The sequence below is a fragment of the Candidatus Neomicrothrix sp. genome, assembly GCF_035329545.1.
Classification (GTDB): Bacteria; Actinomycetota; Acidimicrobiia; order Acidimicrobiales; family Microtrichaceae; genus Microthrix; species Microthrix subdominans.
Genome location: NZ_DAOLGP010000008.1, coordinates 114,726 through 131,151, shown reverse-complemented (window position 1 = coordinate 131,151; position 16,426 = coordinate 114,726). Strand labels below are relative to the sequence as shown.

General features: G+C 66.6%; 13 protein-coding genes. 11 read left to right on the top strand and 2 right to left on the bottom strand.

Going from position 1 to position 16,426, the window contains the following annotated elements; translation table 11 throughout:
* The 3 genes from PKD89_RS07015 to PKD89_RS07005 all read left to right on the top strand — a co-directional run.
* Nucleotides 1–1,292, top strand: a 1,292-nt coding sequence (locus PKD89_RS07015) for a DUF4157 domain-containing protein (protein WP_324332337.1), incomplete at its 5' end; no start/stop codon positions are given.
* 45 nt (nucleotides 1,293–1,337) lie between these two features.
* A complete protein-coding gene (locus PKD89_RS07010; protein ID WP_289010950.1) occupies nucleotides 1,338–2,654 on the top strand; it encodes an IS1380 family transposase in 1,317 nt (438 codons plus the stop codon).
* 244 nt (nucleotides 2,655–2,898) lie between these two features.
* Nucleotides 2,899–4,578 (top strand): hypothetical protein, encoded by a 1,680-nt coding sequence (locus tag PKD89_RS07005; RefSeq protein ID WP_289010951.1) that lies wholly within the window; start codon nucleotides 2,899–2,901, stop codon nucleotides 4,576–4,578.
* 915 nt (nucleotides 4,579–5,493) lie between these two features.
* Here PKD89_RS07005 and PKD89_RS07000 read toward each other — a convergent pair.
* Nucleotides 5,494–5,982, bottom strand: a complete 489-nt coding sequence (locus PKD89_RS07000) for a bacterial transcriptional activator domain-containing protein (RefSeq protein WP_289010952.1) — start codon at nucleotides 5,980–5,982, stop codon at nucleotides 5,494–5,496.
* 996 nt (nucleotides 5,983–6,978) lie between these two features.
* Between PKD89_RS07000 and PKD89_RS06995 the strand changes: the two genes are divergently transcribed.
* From PKD89_RS06995 to PKD89_RS06970, 6 genes are all read left to right on the top strand, one after another.
* The gene (locus PKD89_RS06995) at nucleotides 6,979–7,821 is read left to right on the top strand and encodes a DUF4157 domain-containing protein (protein ID WP_289010953.1); all 843 of its coding nucleotides are present in this window, start codon (nucleotides 6,979–6,981) and stop codon (nucleotides 7,819–7,821) included.
* Nucleotides 7,794–8,138: a VOC family protein gene (locus PKD89_RS06990; protein ID WP_289010954.1), complete on the top strand. Its 345-nt coding sequence runs from the start codon at nucleotides 7,794–7,796 to the stop codon at nucleotides 8,136–8,138. Before PKD89_RS06995 ends, PKD89_RS06990 begins: the two co-directional genes overlap by 28 nt.
* A gap of 95 nt (nucleotides 8,139–8,233) precedes the next feature.
* Nucleotides 8,234–9,058, top strand: coding sequence for an SDR family NAD(P)-dependent oxidoreductase (locus PKD89_RS06985; RefSeq protein ID WP_324332336.1), 825 nt, complete (start codon nucleotides 8,234–8,236; stop codon nucleotides 9,056–9,058).
* A gap of 57 nt (nucleotides 9,059–9,115) precedes the next feature.
* Entirely contained in the window at nucleotides 9,116–10,840 is a 1,725-nt protein-coding gene (locus tag PKD89_RS06980; protein ID WP_289010956.1) for a thiamine pyrophosphate-binding protein, read from the top strand.
* Nucleotides 10,837–11,874, top strand: coding sequence for an NAD-dependent epimerase/dehydratase family protein (locus PKD89_RS06975; protein WP_289010957.1), 1,038 nt, complete (start codon nucleotides 10,837–10,839; stop codon nucleotides 11,872–11,874). Before PKD89_RS06980 ends, PKD89_RS06975 begins: the two co-directional genes overlap by 4 nt.
* A gap of 178 nt (nucleotides 11,875–12,052) precedes the next feature.
* A complete protein-coding gene (locus PKD89_RS06970) occupies nucleotides 12,053–13,783 on the top strand; it encodes a hypothetical protein (RefSeq protein ID WP_289010958.1) in 1,731 nt (576 codons plus the stop codon).
* An 8-nt stretch (nucleotides 13,784–13,791) separates the two neighbouring features.
* On the opposite strand, the gene PKD89_RS06965 is transcribed toward PKD89_RS06970, so the two are convergent.
* Complete coding sequence (locus tag PKD89_RS06965) at nucleotides 13,792–14,439, bottom strand: SGNH/GDSL hydrolase family protein (RefSeq protein ID WP_289010959.1); 648 nt, start codon at nucleotides 14,437–14,439, stop codon at nucleotides 13,792–13,794.
* A gap of 321 nt (nucleotides 14,440–14,760) precedes the next feature.
* Here PKD89_RS06965 and ppk2 (PKD89_RS06960) point away from each other — a divergent pair, with 321 nt between their 5' ends.
* Together ppk2 (PKD89_RS06960) and ppk2 (PKD89_RS06955) are read left to right on the top strand one after the other, a co-directional pair.
* A complete protein-coding gene (gene ppk2 / locus PKD89_RS06960; RefSeq protein WP_349257327.1) occupies nucleotides 14,761–15,597 on the top strand; it encodes a polyphosphate kinase 2 in 837 nt (278 codons plus the stop codon).
* Nucleotides 15,598–15,627: 30 nt separating this feature from the next.
* A complete protein-coding gene (gene ppk2, locus PKD89_RS06955) occupies nucleotides 15,628–16,416 on the top strand; it encodes a polyphosphate kinase 2 (RefSeq protein ID WP_289010961.1) in 789 nt (262 codons plus the stop codon).
* The last annotated feature ends 10 nt before the right edge of the window (nucleotides 16,417–16,426 follow it).

Genomic DNA, 16,426 nt, shown 5'->3' with positions numbered 1-16,426 from the left:
TCTCTGAGGGAGACAGCAAGGCGACGATGGAGATCGTCTACCGCTGGGCCTTCGAACCAAATCCGCCCGGGTTCACCGCCAAGGGCTCGTACTACCTCGAAGAGGTCTTCACCCGACTGGCGGCGAAGAAGACCTCGTCATCGGATCACTACCAGGCGCTGTTCGACCGGTTCCCCACCCAACAGCTCCGTGAGCTTCGAGAGCTACGGAACGCCTTCGCACCGGCTCGCAGTACCTCCGCTGACCTTCAGGACAAGTGGGACGGGGTTTCCTACGAGCTCGCCAAACTCGCCCCGGCTGCAGCTGCCGTCACGACCACACTTCCGCTCTCGAGCGATCAGAAGCGGGTGTTCGGATGGCTCCAGACCAACGCCACGACCGTCGCCGCCGCTGAAGCCAAGTTCTTGGTCGACCGGAGGGCCATCGCCGGCGCCATCGCCTGGGAGGCGCTCGAGAACCCGCGGAGCCTGACACCGTCGTCGGTCGGACTCGGCAAGATCCACATCCGCAACGTGCTGAACTCCGGCCCCTTCGTCACCGAATTCGCCGAGGCGGGCGGCTACCTGCCAAGCCAATCCGATGGCGATCGCAAGAAGCTGCTGGCCACCACCAGCGGAGCCATCGGCTACATCGCCGCGATCATGCAGCAAGCGGCGGACATCGCCTTCGAGGAAGGCGGGTACGAGATCTCGAAGGACCCGCCGATCCTCTGCAACTACTACCAGAGCCCGTTCTGGAAGACATGGCGGACTCGGATCGCCGGTAAGGCCGTCGGGGACAAGCTGGGCGACGGCGAGTCGATGGGCCGGTGGGTCAGGGTCCATCTGCAGTTTCTCGAAGCGGCAGTCGGTGCGCCGTCATTCGCTCAGTCACACCCGAAGCCGCCGAAGGCGTTCAAGTCGGCGGCGAGTGAGTCGTCGGAAATGCTCACCGGCCCTGACCATGTGCGTGCCGTCGCCGGCCCGGCCCTCCCACTCCCCGCCGACACGCGAGCGCTCATGGAGCGGCAGTTCGGACGTGACCTGTCCGACGTCCGGCTCCACACCGATTCCGATGCCGCGGCGGTGGCCCGATCTCTCGGCGCCCACGCGTACACCGTCGGTGCCGACATCGTGTTCGGAAGCGGCAAGTTCCGTCCCGACGTGACGGATGGGCAACGACTCATCGCCCACGAGCTCACCCACGTCCTCCAGCAGCGAGGTGGCACAACACCTAAGCCTGGATCCACCGTCTTGGTCGGTGCGGACAGGGCTGTAGATACGCAGAAAGTGCCTTCCTGTATGGGAGAATGACGGTGTTCAAAGCCAGCCGTTCCCCAGATCAGAAAGACACTTTCTGTGAGCACATCTTGTCATAGTTCTGACCGCGTCGAGGTGGTCTTCGACCATCAGAACCTGGTGTCCGATTCGGGTCTGTTGTTGATGTCGACGCTGGCACGTCGCCTCGGCCTTCCTGGTCTGGTCGCCAGGTGGGTTCACACCGGTGCTGCGAACCCTGCGGTCAAGGTGATGTCCGTGGTGATGGGCATGATCGCCGGCGCAACGAACATCGACTCGATGGACCGGCTCCGGTCCGGATCAACATCCAAGGTGTTGGGGTTCAGACCGTTGGCACCGTCGACGCTCGGGACGTTCCTCCGGACGTTCACGTTCGGCCATGTCCGCCAGCTCGACGCGGTGGTCAGCCGCCTGTTGGCCAACGCCTGGGCTGCTGGCGCCGGGCCTGCTGAGGGTGAGGAGCTGGTGGTTGATCTCGACTCGACCGTTGCCGAGGTGTACGGCAAAACCAAGCAGGGTGCCTCGTATGGTTACACCGGCGTGTCGGGCTATCACCCGCTGATCGCCACCCGGGCCGGCACCGGCGAGATTCTGGGATCGCGGATGCGAAAAGGCGCAGCCGGGTCGTCCCGCGGGGTCCTGCGGTTCATCGGTGAGCTGCTCGCCACGATCGGCCGGGCCGGGGTGACAGGCCAGGTCACGGTCCGCGCCGATTCGGCGTTCTGGTCCTGGAAACTGATCGACAAACTCAACAAGGCCGGTGTTGGCTGGTCGATCACCGTCCGCCTGGTCACCAAAGTGACCGACACGATCGCTGCGATCCCAGAAGAGAACTGGCAAACAATCGGCTACACCCGTGGCGGGCACGCCCAGGTCGCCGAAACGAGCTACACCACCGGGACAGGCAAACGCACCCGGACCGTCCGGCTGGTTGTTCGCCGCACCCGGCTTGCTGACACCGCCCAGGCTGCGATGTGGCCAACCTGGCGCCACCACGCGTTCATCTGCAACAACACCCTCACCACTGTTGAGGCCGACCGGTTCCACCGCAACCACGCTGTGGTCGAACTCGCCATACGCGAGCTCAAAGACAACGGGCTCGAACACTGCCCGTCGGGCAGCTTCGCAGCCAACGGCGCCTGGCTCGCCTGCGCGGTGCTCGCCCACAACCTGTGCCGCTGGGCGGGCATCATCGCCCTCGACGGCCCGATCCGCACCGCCAGAACTATCCGGAACCGGCTCATCGCTCTCGCTGGTGTCCTTGTGAACCGGTCCGGCACCCCCACCCTCCGGCTCCCCACCGACTGGCCATGGACCCACCAATTCGCCTCTGCGCTCACCACGATCCGGGCGCTCCCCAACGCTGCGTCCCCCTGAACCACAGGCCCGTGGGACAGCGCCCCACACACCGAACACCAGACGCTGACACGTCCAGCCGACACCACGACCCTCTGCTCCAACGCGCCCCAACACCAGGCCCGCGGCCCCCAACCCGGCCAGACGACGCCACCCAAACCGAACGATACTCAGCTCAGGCCGGCAAGAACCCGATCGGTGGATTCAGGCTAAGAACGCAAGAATGAGCTCCCCCTCGGACGACTCCGAGGTCGAGGCTCGGGCGATGGCCGACCGTCAGGTCAGCGGCGGGGCCGTTCCGAGCATCGACGGTCGATCGGTGGCAATCGCACGAGACGAACTCGACGGCGGCCTCCCCATCGCCGGAGTCCCCGAACCCGCACGCGCCGATGCCCTCGATAGTGGCGTACCCGAGGATCACTCGACCGAATTGACGAACCATGGAGCCCAGCCCCCGGCAGCGATGGCCGACCACAAGCCAATATCGAGGCCGCTCGTCATCGAACCCCCCACGACTCAACCCTCGACGATGACCGGTAGCGAGGCGGGTGGGGGGCCGTCTGACGCGGTCGTTCGGTCGGCGGCGGTATGCCCATGGCCGACCTTGCTGCAGCCGATCGGGTTATCGTGCCCCTCGCCGAGTGCTGCCGGCCTGATGCTCGCGACCACGGTCAAGGTCGCTCCGCCGCTCCCTGAATTCAAGCCCGCTCCATTCGGAGACGACACAGCGATGGCTACCTTCGTTGCCACGCTGGCGAGAACGCACGCCGCCCGAACCGTCGCCGTCGAGGTCGAAAGTCGGTATCAAGCGGCCCGGAAATCCGCCGCTATCGAGGCTGACCAGGCGGGGAAGGCCGACCGCGACGCGTCCATCACCGAGGCCGAGGCCAACGCCCGCCATGCGAACAGCGATCCGAAACGGCTGGGCTTGGAGGTGGCACGAGCCCGCGCTGCCGCCGGACGGGACGCGGGGACCCGGGCACGTGCCACCAAGACCGCCGCGCTCGCAACGGTCACGCACCCAAATCTGACCGTCGTGGCGACGGAGCTCGCCACCGCCAAACTCTCTCAACTCGAGTCGGATCTCCGCCACATGATGGCAGAAGGCATCGTTGAACAGGTGAAACCGTTGCAGGACTCTGCCAGAGTCAAACTGGACAAGCTCCGAATGGCGAAGCGCGCACAGTTGTCGGCCCGTCCGAAGGTCGCTCGCGACCACACCGCCCCGCCACCTCGGAGCAAGGATGAGGTCGATGCCGACCTCGACGCCTACATGCAGGAACGATGGTGTGAAGAGGAGGCGGCGATGTGGACACGCTTCGAAAAGCTAAAGTACGCTTGGGCGGTTGGACGGAGGGAGGAGCTCGACTTCAAAACGCTCAAACCCAAGCTGATACCACTGCGGCAGGACTTCGTAGCACCCCGTGACACCCCGCCATCTGACCTGGTGGCGGTCCCCCTCGAGCTTGCGACGAACGCCACACAACCTGGAGTGGCCCCAGAGGTCGTCGGTTTCCTTCGGGAGGTTCAAGGTGCCTTCCCATCGTTCACGGCCACCAATTATGCCGGACACGGGAGCGGCGGGTTCACTGCGAAGGCTCCCGGTGATGAGAAAGCCCACTCGATGGGATTTTCAGTCGATCTGATGCTCTCGGCGCCGAAGGGTGAGACCGATTCTCGAGGGTTCTACCAGCGAGACAACGCAGTCGAGTTCCTTCTCGCCTTGTCCAAGGCCGCAGATGCCGCCGGTGCTGAGTGGCGGGTTCTGTACAACGACTTCTGCGTAGCGGAGGAGGTCAACCATACTCTAGGCGTTGAACGAATCAACTTCATGGGTAGCTTCGACAAGAGCGGCAAGATCAACTGGCACGGTCCCGGTCCGCTCATCCTGCACTTTCACCTCGATATCGCACCCACGAAGGCGCTTTCCAACGACCACCGCTGAGCAGGCGACGGGTCCCGACTAGCCAGCGAACGTGTACTGGACCGCTCGCAGGCCCGGCCGACGCAGCCCGACGACGCGGGCACTCAACGACTCCAACGCCGAGACCCCCCAGTTCACGGCAGCACGGCGGCGCAGAGATGCACCCGCCGAAGGGCTACGGGCCGGTTGCCGACCGGGGCCGAACCCTCAAATCACGGAGGAGTCGACGCTGCCCTTCAAGCTTACCTGCAGGAATGTTGCTGTGAAGGGAGACGGCGATGTGGGCGCTCTCCGAACGCAATAGGTACCACCCTGGCGATCGAGCGGACAGAGGAGCTCAACTTCGACACCCTCATACCCAAGACAAACGCGATAGCTGAAGGCTTCGTAGCCCCCGGGGACGAGCCCACGGCCGACCTTTTGACGGGCTCCCTGAGCCCGCGAAAGTCGTCAGGCAACCGGGAGTGGCGCCGGAGGTCCTCGGCTTCCTCCGAGGAGTCCAACGCTCGTACCCATCGTTCAAGGCCGACAATTCTGCAAGCGCAGAAGCTAGCTTTCACCGCCAGGGCAGCCGCGAGGCAAATGCTCACTCGATGGGAATTTCGGTCGACCTGACACTCGCGACGCCGAAGACACCATCGATAATCGGGGGTTGTGCCAGCGGAACGACGCGGTCGAGTTCCGGCTCGTCCTATTCAAGGCCACTGACGCCACCGATGCGCAGTGGTGGGTGCTGTACAACGCGACTTCTCGTTGGCGGAGGAGATCAATCGCACGCTGGGCTTCCGATGCATCGGGTTCCAAGACAGCCTCGACAAGGGCGGGCAGATCAACTGGCACGGTCCCGGTCCGCTCATGTTGCACCTTCACCTCGATATCGCGCCCACACAGAGCGGCTCGCCACCGACCACCGCCGAGCCAGCGCACGGCGGAGGCTCAGCCGGCGAACCTGTGCTGGACCGTGCGCCGGCCCGGACGATGCAGCCCGGCGACCCGGGCCCACAACGACTCCGACGCCGGGACGCCGAGCTCCCGGCGAAGCACGTCGTCGCAGATCTGCACCTGTCGCAGGGCCTCAGACCGGTTGCCGACCGCAAGATGAGCATCGACGAGCAGTCGGTGTGCGCTCTCGCGGAGCGGCTCGGTGCGCAGCACCGCCATACCAACATCGATCGCCTGCGCCGCCCGCCCCGTTTCGATAAGCATCGACGCCAGTGCTTCGAGCGCGCTCAATCGGAGTTGCCGCACCCGCTCCCGCTCGACGATCACCCAGTCCTCATACCAGTCGGGCAGGAGCTCCCGCTCGAGCAGTTGGATCTGGGACGTGGGGTCGACCGCCGGGACCGCGATGCCATGGATGACGGCCCGTGCGACCTCGATCGAGGAACGGACGTCGACCTCGACGCCGTCTCCGAGGCCGATCATCCCGCCATCACACCCCAAGAGCATGATGTCGTTCTGGTGTAGTCGCCACAGCGAAGAACGCAGGTTTGCCGCTGCTCGGGCGTCGCCCTTGTCAAGCCAAAGCGACCCGGCGACGAACCCACGACGCACAGGTGCCGACTGCAAAGCGACGAATGCCACGACTCGCTGGATTCCGTCCGGAAGTACTACCGGCAGATCGTCGACCACGAGACGGAACCCTCCAAGCAAGTTCAGCTGGATCCGCTTCGAATTCGCCGATGCTTCGTCCATTGTGCCGACTCCTCGCGCGTGCGCTCCGATCGCCGAGCACAGGGGCAAACCTATCGACCGACCGTCACCGTTGCGTCACGGATTCGAGCGGGCAGCTTCGACCTACTCTTAGAGCCAATCGACGACGGCACGCACCATCGATCTCAAGCCTTGATACAGCACAGGGACATCGACGACGCCGGCTACATCAATCACGGCCAATGACACACTGCAACGGGCTCGTCCGGCCAAACGAGCACTGGAGTCATCCGAGGACGTCCCGACCAACCCTGGTTGACAGCGATGGCGACGACTCGGTGACACCTGCGGGTGCATCATCGGCACGTGGAATCACTCGCCATCGGATCCGACTTGAAACACGGCGGGCGAGCGGTCGATGCTTCGTCGCCCACTGGGGCGTCGCGGCGGCCCGCGCACCGACACGAACTCCCCGCCTGGGCGGGGCGTCGTGGACACAGCTCGCCACCGCCCATCATCATCGGACCCCGCTGCGACGCTGCCGAACGCGAGGCCGATGCGATCGCCCCACGGCTCACGGGCCCCAATACCGGCTCTACGAGGCAGCCCACACGACACGGATGCGAATCCGGCGCCACCGGCACCTACGCAATGCGCTGCCCGGACCGGATCCAGCCAAAATCGGACGACAGCACCAGCACGAGCAGTACCACCGTTCCGCCCATCGTCTACGACATCCTCGCACGGCCCGGCCGCAAGCTCGATGCAATGTCTAGAGAACTCTTCGAACCACGCCTCGGCGTCGACCTATCGACAGTGCGGGTCCACGACGACCAGGCCGCCGCAGCATCAGCCCGAGCCGTGGGCGCTCAAGCGTGGACTGTCGGCAACCACATTGCGTTCGCCAACTCCATCCACGCCAGGGGCGTCAACGTTGTACTCGCCCATGAAGTCGTGCATGTCGCCCAACGTAGCCAGCGCCCGGTTGGCCGACGCGTGATGCGCCGGCAGACCGCGACCACCGTCGATTCGGACGGCACCACGACCACATGGCCCGATACGTTGATCGTTGCGATCCCTCCGGCATCGCTGAGGTGGGCCATCGGCTCGCAGGACTACTACTTGAAGCGACAAGGCGACTTCTTCCGACGCGCCGAACGTGGTGAGCGGCCGCCGGACTACTACCTGTCCTATGGCTATAAGTACGCCCACCGGTTCCGTGACATTCTCCGGCCGGCGTTGAGTCCCGATGGTCAGGCGTGGGTCGACCGGTGCCTCCGGGCGTTGCAGGTGGCGATTGAAGATCGACGCGATGCGAGCCCGTGGAGGTTCGCCGAGCTCGAAGGAAACAACGACGTTTTTCGCGCCTTCGCTTACGATACCCACGCTCAGGCATACCTCGTGTCGGGGGTGTGCGAACTGGGCATCGTCGACGAGCTGAAGATCCTCTCTACCCCTGACCTGTCCGACATTTTCACCCGGGGCGGCAGCGCGCAGGTCAAAGAAGCGCTGGGGCTTTGCGTCGGACGTTGGTGGAGCCGCTCGCCTAGGCCCGGTTCTGGGCCGAGGCCCTGCGCTACGAGGTGGAGGACACCAACACCACCGACCTGATCAACCGGGTGCTCGACGCCGGCCTGGCCACACGAGACCTCATCCACGAGGACAACGGACGTCTCTACTGGAAGGACCTCGTCGCCGCAGGCGACCCCGGGAATGCCGGGCCGCGCCTGCTGTTTCAACGCAAACCCAAGGCCAAGACCGACAAGACCCGGCTGCACCTCGGCCTCAACGTCGGCAACGACCGCAGGGACGACGAGGTGGAACGGCTCCGGCAACTCGGTGCCGAGGTCCTGTACGAGATCGACGAGCCCGGGGGTCATCACGTGACGATGGCCGACCCCGAGGGCAACGAGTTCCGCGTTCAGTAGCGCTGTTCGAGAGCCCTCCATCGCGAGCGTGTACCCGGGGGGCAATCGCCGGTGCGATAAACACGACTGAACGGATCCGCAGGGTCGGGGGGCGCATGGGCAGGACCGGCACGACCAACTGGGGCACGTTGTATGTCACCGGCGGGGGCAGCGGTATCGGCCGCCATCTGGCCAGGCTGCTGGCGGCACGGGGATCGGCGGTAGCGGTCTTCGACCGCAGCGTCCCGGCCGACGTGCGCAGCGAGATCAAGGCGGCACGGAGCGACGTCGGCCAACCGGTGCACACCACCGAAGTGGACGTGTGCGACGCCGCCGCGCTGGCTGCGGCGGTCGCCGAGGCGGCGACCGCCATCGGCCCGCCACGGCTGGCGATCAACAGCGCCGGGGTGAGCATCAACGACCGCTTCGCCGAGGCGCGGCGGGAGGACTTTGAGCGCACCGTGGCGGTCAACCTGTTCGGCAGCCGCAACTTTGCCGCAGCCGTGCTTCCCCACATGGGCACGGGCTCCCGGCTGGGGCTGATCGCATCCCTGGCCGGCATCACCGGCGGTTACACCTACGCCGGGTACGCCGCCTCCAAGGCGGGCGTGATCGGCCTGGCCCGGGTGCTGCGCCTGGAGTACGCGCCCGAGGGCATCGGCGTGTCGGTGATCTGCCCGCCGGAGATCATGACGCCGATGGTGCGCCAGTACGACACCACGATGCATCCCGCTACCCGAGCGCTGAAGGACGTCGCCGGCACGCTGCCGCTCGACGAGGCATGCCGGGAGATGCTCGAAAAGCTCGGTAGGGACCAGTTCACCATCATCCCCGGGACCAAGGCACGCCGCGCTGCCCTCATGACCCGGCTGCTGCCCGAACGGGTGTCCACCGCGGTTGCCGACCGCATCGTCGCCAAAGCGCTGAAGGGTGCACGGTGAAAGCACCAATCACCGTTGCCCCTGGCCCTTTGGCCCCGCGTCGTCCATCCTCTCATGATGGCCGATGACCAAACGATGATGACCGTGGGCGAGCTGATGGCGAAGTGCCTCCAAGCCGAGGGGGTGAAGTTCATGTGCGGCATCGTCGACGGTGCGCACATCCCGCTCGTCTCCCACCTGGGCGACTACGGCATCGAGTACCTGAACACGCACCACGAGGAAGCGGCCACCCACATCGCCGAGGCCCACGCCCGCATCAGCCACAGGCCGACGGTGGTCATCGGCAACCCGGGGCCGGGCGGAGCCAACATGCTGGCCGGGCTCACCAGCGCCCACGGCGAGGGGCACCCGGTGGTGGCCATTGCGTGCACCCGGCGCAGCGCCACCACCCAGCCCGAACGGGCCGGCGCCTGGCAGGCGACCGACCTGGTGGACATGGCCAAGCCGATCACCAAGTACTCGGCGCTGATCGCGCGGGCCGACCGGGTACCCGAACTGATCCGGGCGGCCTTTCGCGCCGCCACCACCGGCCGCCATGGCCCGGCGTTTCTGGCCATCCCCGACGAACTGCTGGCCGAGGAGATCGACACCTCGACCCTGCGCATCACCCCGGCAGCCCGCAACCGGATGATCAGCATGGGCGCCGGCGACCCGGCCGCCATCGAGCGGGCGGCGGACGCGCTGGCCAACGCCGAGCGCCCCTTTCTCTATGCGGGCAAGGGCGTGGCCTGGGCGGGGGCGGCGGACGAGTTCGTGGCGCTGGGCGACCACCTCGCCGCCGCCATGTCCACCAGCCTGGGTGCACGCGGCGTGGTGCCCGAGGATCACCCCCACTACTTCCACATCTTTGACATGGCCACCACCACTGCCGTGCGCAGCGACGCCGACGTGGTGCTGGTGGTGGGCGCCCGCCTGGGCGAGTACGACGGCTGGGGCATGCCCCCGGCCTGGGGCGACCCCGACGCCCAGCACACGATCCAGATCGACTGCGACCCGATGTCGATGGGCCTCAACCGACCGATTGACGAGGCGGTCGTCGCCGACGCCAAGGCCGCGCTGACCGCGCTGGGCGAGGCGGTGCGGGCCCGCTGCGAACCGCGCTCCGAGCTGGTCGATGCCGAGCGCTACGCCACCATGAACGCCGAGACCGTCAACAACGCGGTGCCGTTCGTGATGGCCGAGGGCGCCGACGGCGTCAACCCGGGCCAGATGGTGATGGCCGCCCGCGAGTTCTTCGCCCGCGACGCCATCTGCGTGGTCGACGGCGGCAACACCACCCTGTGGGCGGTGGCACTCAACCCCATCTTCGAACCCGACTCGTTTCTGTACTCGGTGAAGATGGGCTACCTGGGCACCGGCCTACCCTTCGCCATCGGTGCGCAACTGGCCGCCCCCGAACGACGGGTCTACCTGTTCAGCGGCGACGGTGCCTTCGGGTTCAACCCGATGGAGGTGGAGACGGCGGTTCGAGCGGGCGCGCCGGTGATCACCATCGTGGCGGTGGACAGCGGCTGGGGCATGGAACGGGCGGCACACCGGTTTAAGGGCATCGACGAGGCCCGCTACCAGGGCACCGACATCTCGCCCGAGGTGCGCTACGACCTGATGGCCGAGGCGATGGGCGCCCACGGCGCCTACGTCACGGCGATGGACCAGTTCGTCCCGGCCCTCGAGGCCGCAGTGGCATCTGGCAAGCCGGCGGTGATCCACGTGCGGGTCGACGGCGAGCTGAACACCAACGCCATCGGCTACGAGCAGTTCCAGTACAGCAGGACGCTGTGACCGAACTTGCCTCCCTCGACGGGCGCCAGGTGTTCATCACCGGCGCCAACGGCTTCGTGGGCCGGGCGCTGGCCGACCGCTGCCGAAGCCTGGGCGCCGACGTGATGGGCCTGGACACGGTTGCCGCACTGGACCGTGGCGTGGTGGCGGGTGATATCACCGATCCGGCACCGTGGCAGGGGCTGCTGCACGGCTGCGACCTGATGATCCACACCGCTGCGGTGATGACCAACAACGTCGACCCCGCCGTGGCGTGGTCGGTCAACGTGGTCGGCACCCGCCGGGTGATCGAGGCCGCCGCCGACGCCGGGGTCGGCCGGTTCGTGCACCTGTCCTCCATGGGCGTCGCCCGGTTCGCCCAGACCCAAACCGAGGCGGTGCGGCGATTCAACCCCGACGCACCCCTGGACGAACGTTGGCCGCTGATGCCGACCGGCAACCCGTACACCGACACCAAGATCGCCGGGGAGCATGTGGTGCTGGCCGCCCATGCCGCCGGAGAGGTGGCCGCCACGATCATCCGTCCGGCCGACGTCTACGGGCCGGGCTGTCGGCCCTGGGTGCTGGAGCCGCTGGCCGCCATTCGAGCCGGCCGATTCCTGCTGCCCAACCACGGCCGGGGACTGTTCACCGCGATCTACGTGGACGATCTGGTCGACGGCATCCTGGCCGCAGCCACCACCGAGGTGGCCGCAGGCCACATCATCCACCTGGGCGGCGAGCAGCCGGTCACCACCGCCGAGTACTTCGGCCACTTCTACCGAATGCTGGGGTTGGAGGGCCCGCCCCGCAGCTACTCCACCCGCACCGCCATCGCCGTCGCCGAAGCGGCCCGGCGCAGCTACCAGTTGGCGCACAAACCCACCGAGTTGGGCCGGGGAGTCATGGAGATGCTCAACAAGTCGCGCGCCGTGTCCAACGCAAAGGCCCTCGAACTGCTGGGCTGGGAGCCGCAGGTGAGCCTGGACGAAGGCATGGCCCGCACCGAGGAGTGGTTGCGGGCCAACGGGCACCTCGGCGACCCCACCAGGTGACCCAACGGGTGGGGATCCCTTGAGGCCGCGCACGTCGGAGGGCCCTCAGCGCCAGCAAACCCAGGTCCTACACTCTGCCCCGTGTCCTCCGCCCACATCCCCGGCCCCGACGAGACGTTGACGGCGACGTTCGGCACGACTGCCCGCGGTCACGTGTCCAGTCGTGCCGGGTGGGTACGTGGCTGACGGCGCCAACCGAGCCGAGGACGACGAGGTGCGCCCGCCCTGGCGGCGGCTGCCCATGCCGGTCGCGGTGGTCGTAGCCGGCCTGCTGTTGGCGCTGGTCGTCTGGGGTCCGCTGGTGCTGGGCGGCGGCGGTCGGTTGCTCGACGAGGGCGATGCCAAGTTCGAGGCGTGGAACGTCGACTGGGTGCAGCACGCGCTGACCTCGAGCGACTCGCTGTTCGACGCCAACATCTTCCACCCCACGCCCGACACGCTCGCCTACTCCGACACCCGCATTGCGCCGGCGGTGGCGACACTGCCGGTGCGGTGGTTGGGCGCCTCCCCCACCACCGTGTTGAACGTCGCCTTGTACCTGGGCGTGGTGGGCAACTTCGTCGCCGCCTGGTGGGCCGGCTGGACGCTGCGCCGAACGCACCTGGCCGGCGCGGTCGTCGGGGTGGTGTACGCCTTTGGTCCGCTGCCGTCGTTCTTCATGCTGCACGTCCACATGACCTGGCGCATGAGCCTGCCACTGGCCATCGTCGGCATCTGGCGCATCGCCAACCGGACGGCCGAGGACCCAGCGGATGACGAAGAGCAGGACACGCCGGATCGGGCCGACTGGTTGGCGTGGGGAGCGTTGGCGACAGCATCGCTGCTGGCGCTGGGAACCTCGATCTACCAGGCCGGCTTTCTCGCCCTCGGCGTGCTCGTTGCGCTGATCGTGCGGTGGCGTGATCTGACGCCACGCCGGGTGGGCGAAATCGTCGCCGCGCTGGCGGTCGGCGCACTGCCGTGTGTGCCGATCGTCCTCGCTCACCTGCGGGTGCTCAACTCCGGTGAGGTGGCCAGCTACGGGCTGGCCGCCGTGGCCAACCTGTCAGCCCAGGTGGGACTGGTCGACCGACGGGTGCTGCTGTGGCGCGGCTGGCTGGGCCCCAGTACCCCGGCCGAACGGCTGTTGCTGCCCACCTTTCCGGGCGTTGCCCCGCTGATCGGCGCGGCGACCGGCTGGTTCGCCGCCGGGCGGGACCACCGTCACCAACGAACGCTGGGGCTGAGCCTGCTCGTGCTCGGCGCCGTGTTGGGCTTCGGGCTGAGCGACACCGGCTGGCGGCGCTTCACCCCGATGCGCCTGCTGTTCGAAATGCCCGGCTTCAACGCCATCCGCGGTGCCGGCCGCTACTGGACCCTCGCCCTGTTCGGGCTGGCCATCCTGTGTGCGAGCGCCGTCGTGTGGCTCGACCGAACCCTGCGCGATCGAGGTACCGGGTCGCTGATGCGCGTCGGAGTGGCCGGTGTGCTGTTGGCGCTGCCGATCGTCGAGGGCTGGCCCGACCTGTCCGATCTGCCCACGGCGACGGTGACGCCGCTCGACCAGCGACTGGAGGCCGGCTCGGGCGCAATCGCCTACCTACCCCTCAACATCGCCGAGGACGGCATCGACTTCATCTCGCCGGCGGAGATCTCGGCGGTGTTCCGCTCGACCGCCCATCACCGGCCGATCCTCAACGGCTATTCGGGCACCTTCCCGCAGTCGTTCCTCGACATCTCCAACGAACTGAAAGCGCTGCCCGACCCCGAGGCGATCGCCGAGCTGAAGCGGCTCGACGTGACCGACGTGGTCGTCACCCCCGCCGTCGCCGGCACACCGTGGCAAGCGTTGCTCGATCCGGCCCAGGCCGACCCGTTGCAGCTGGTGGGCCAGGAACCCAACGGCGACCTGCACTACCGGGTGCCCTGACCCGTCGGTCAGCAGCGCCTGAGCGCCGAGGCGTACAGCTCGTTGAGCCTGCGGTTGCCCTCGGCGGTGGGGTGGACCGAATCATGGGTGAGCGTGCTGACCGGCGGGTCATCGTTGTTGAGCGTCGCCGACGTCTCGCCGCTCCAATCAATGATCGAGATCCGTGGGTTCTCCTCTGCCAGCCGGTCAAAGGCAGCGTTGAACCGCTCGGCGGCGTCGGTGGTCACCTCGCCGGTCCGACGATTGATCATGTGCTCGTTGATGTTGACGAGAAACACGCAACGGGCGGAGTCGTAGTAGCCGATCTCCTCCTTCAACGCGGCGATCGAGGTGTCGACGTCCAAGTCCTCGAGCACGTCGTTGGTGCCGATGTTGAAGATGACCTGATCGAAGTCGCGGGCCCCAACGAACTTGGCCTGGGGTTGGACGGCCTCGATGGTGAAACCGAAGTTGCCCGAGATCACCAGGTGGTATTCGTCTCCCAACTGCTCGTGCAGGTCGGTCTGGTCAAAGTCGGTGATCGAGTCGCCGATGACGGCCACCGAGTCGCCCTCGTTGGGGTTGGTGCAGCCTGCCAACCCACAGCCGAGCACGGCTACCGCCACCGCCACCGCCACCGCCACCGCCAGAGAAAATCCGCTGCGCCGCCAATCCATCGGAATTCAACCTACCGATCTTTTGGAACGCCCCTTCAGTTGCGGGTCCGTGGCGAACCGCTGCCACGGCGTCAACGGTGCACGCGTAACGACGGCAGCCGAGGAAGTAGTGTTCACCGGTCGTGCACTGACCGCAGCCACCGCCCGGTGCCGGCCAACGCGACAGGGGACCACGTGAACGACGACACCACGACCACCGGCAAGAGCGCCAAGCCGGCCAAGACCGCCAAAGCTTCGGCGGATCAGCCGACCGATGACACGGCGCAGCCGCTGAGCGATACCGAGCCCGCCGATGCCTCCCAGGATGCCGTCGTGTCCGAGGTGGACCGGCTGCGCAACGAGATCAAGCGCACAAACCGTCAGCACCGGAAGCTGGTGAAGCGAGACCGGCGCGAGGAGGACCTCAAGCCCTACCAGGTGGAGTTGCTGAAGCTGCAGAGTCACCTGGAGCACACCGACAAGCGCATGATCGTGCTGTTCGAGGGGCGCGATGCTGCCGGCAAGGGCGGCACCATCCGCCGGGTCACCCGCTACATGAACGAGAAGCATTACCGCGTGGTGGCGTTGGGTAAGCCCACCGACGATCAGCGCACCCAGTGGTACCTGCAGCGCTATGTCGCCCAATTCCCCCATGGCGGCGAGATGGTGCTCTTCGATCGCAGTTGGTACAACCGGGCGATGGTGGAGCCGGTGTTCGGCTTCTGCACCCAGAAGGAATACGACGACTTCCTGCGCGGCGTCGGGGGCTTTGAAAAGGACCTGGTGCGCCAGGGCACGGCGCTGGTGAAGCTGTACTTCTCGGTGACCAAAAAGGAACAACAGCGCCGCTTCGAACGGCGCCGCGACGACCCGCTGCGGCAATGGAAGCTGTCGGAGATCGACCTCCAGGCCCAAGAGCACTGGGACGACTTCACCACGCACAAGTACGAAATGCTGCGGCGCAGCCACACCAGCCACACGCCGTGGACGGTGATCCGCTCGGAGAACAAGCACAAGGCACGCCTCAACGCCATGAAGGTGATCCTCAACTCGGTGGACTACGACGACCGCAATCCGGATCTGGACTTTGTGCCCGACCCAAAGATCGTGCTCTCGGGTGCCCACGAGGTGGAGCTGATGGAGGCCGACCGCCTCCGTCGCGGCAAGTTTCAGGGCTGAACCCAGCCACAAGCCCCACCAGGAGCCAAGATGTCGAAAACGAATCGCATGCCCAGAGCCGACTACGACGCCGAGCTGCGTCGCCTCCAACGCGAGCTGGTGAAGCTGCAGGAATGGGTCCGCAACGAGGGGCTGCGGGTATGTGTCATCTTCGAGGGCCGCGATGCGGCCGGCAAGGGCGGCGTCATCAAGCGCATCGTCGAGCGCACCAACCCTCGGGTGGTCCAGGTGGTGGCCCTCGACAAGCCGGACGACCGCGAAGAGACGCAGTGGTACTTCCAGCGCTATGTGGAACACCTCCCTGCGGCCGGTGAGATCGTGCTGTTCGACCGCAGCTGGTACAACCGGGCCGGGGTCGAACGGGTGATGGGGTTCTGCACCGAGGCGCAGTACATCGAGTTTCTGCGCTCCTGTCCCGACTTCGAGCGCATGCTGGTGCGCTCCGGCATCATCTTGTTGAAGTACTGGTTTTCGGTGTCCGACGACGAGCAGGAGCGACGCTTCCAGAGGCGCATCGACAACGTGGAAAAGCGCTGGAAGCTCAGCCCGATGGACCTGGAGTCACGGGCCCGCTGGGTGGACTACTCCAAGGCGAAGGACACGATGTTTGCCGCCACCGACACCAAGGAGTGCCCGTGGTGGGTGGTGGACGCGGACGACAAGCGCAAGGCCCGCCTCAACAGCATCCGCCATTTGCTGGGGTCGGTGCCGTACGAGGACATCACCTCAAAGCGCCTCGAGCTGCCGCCCCGGCAGGCCGACACCTACATCCGGCCGCCGATCGACACCCAGACCTACGTGCCCGACCACTACTCCTAAGCGGGTAGAA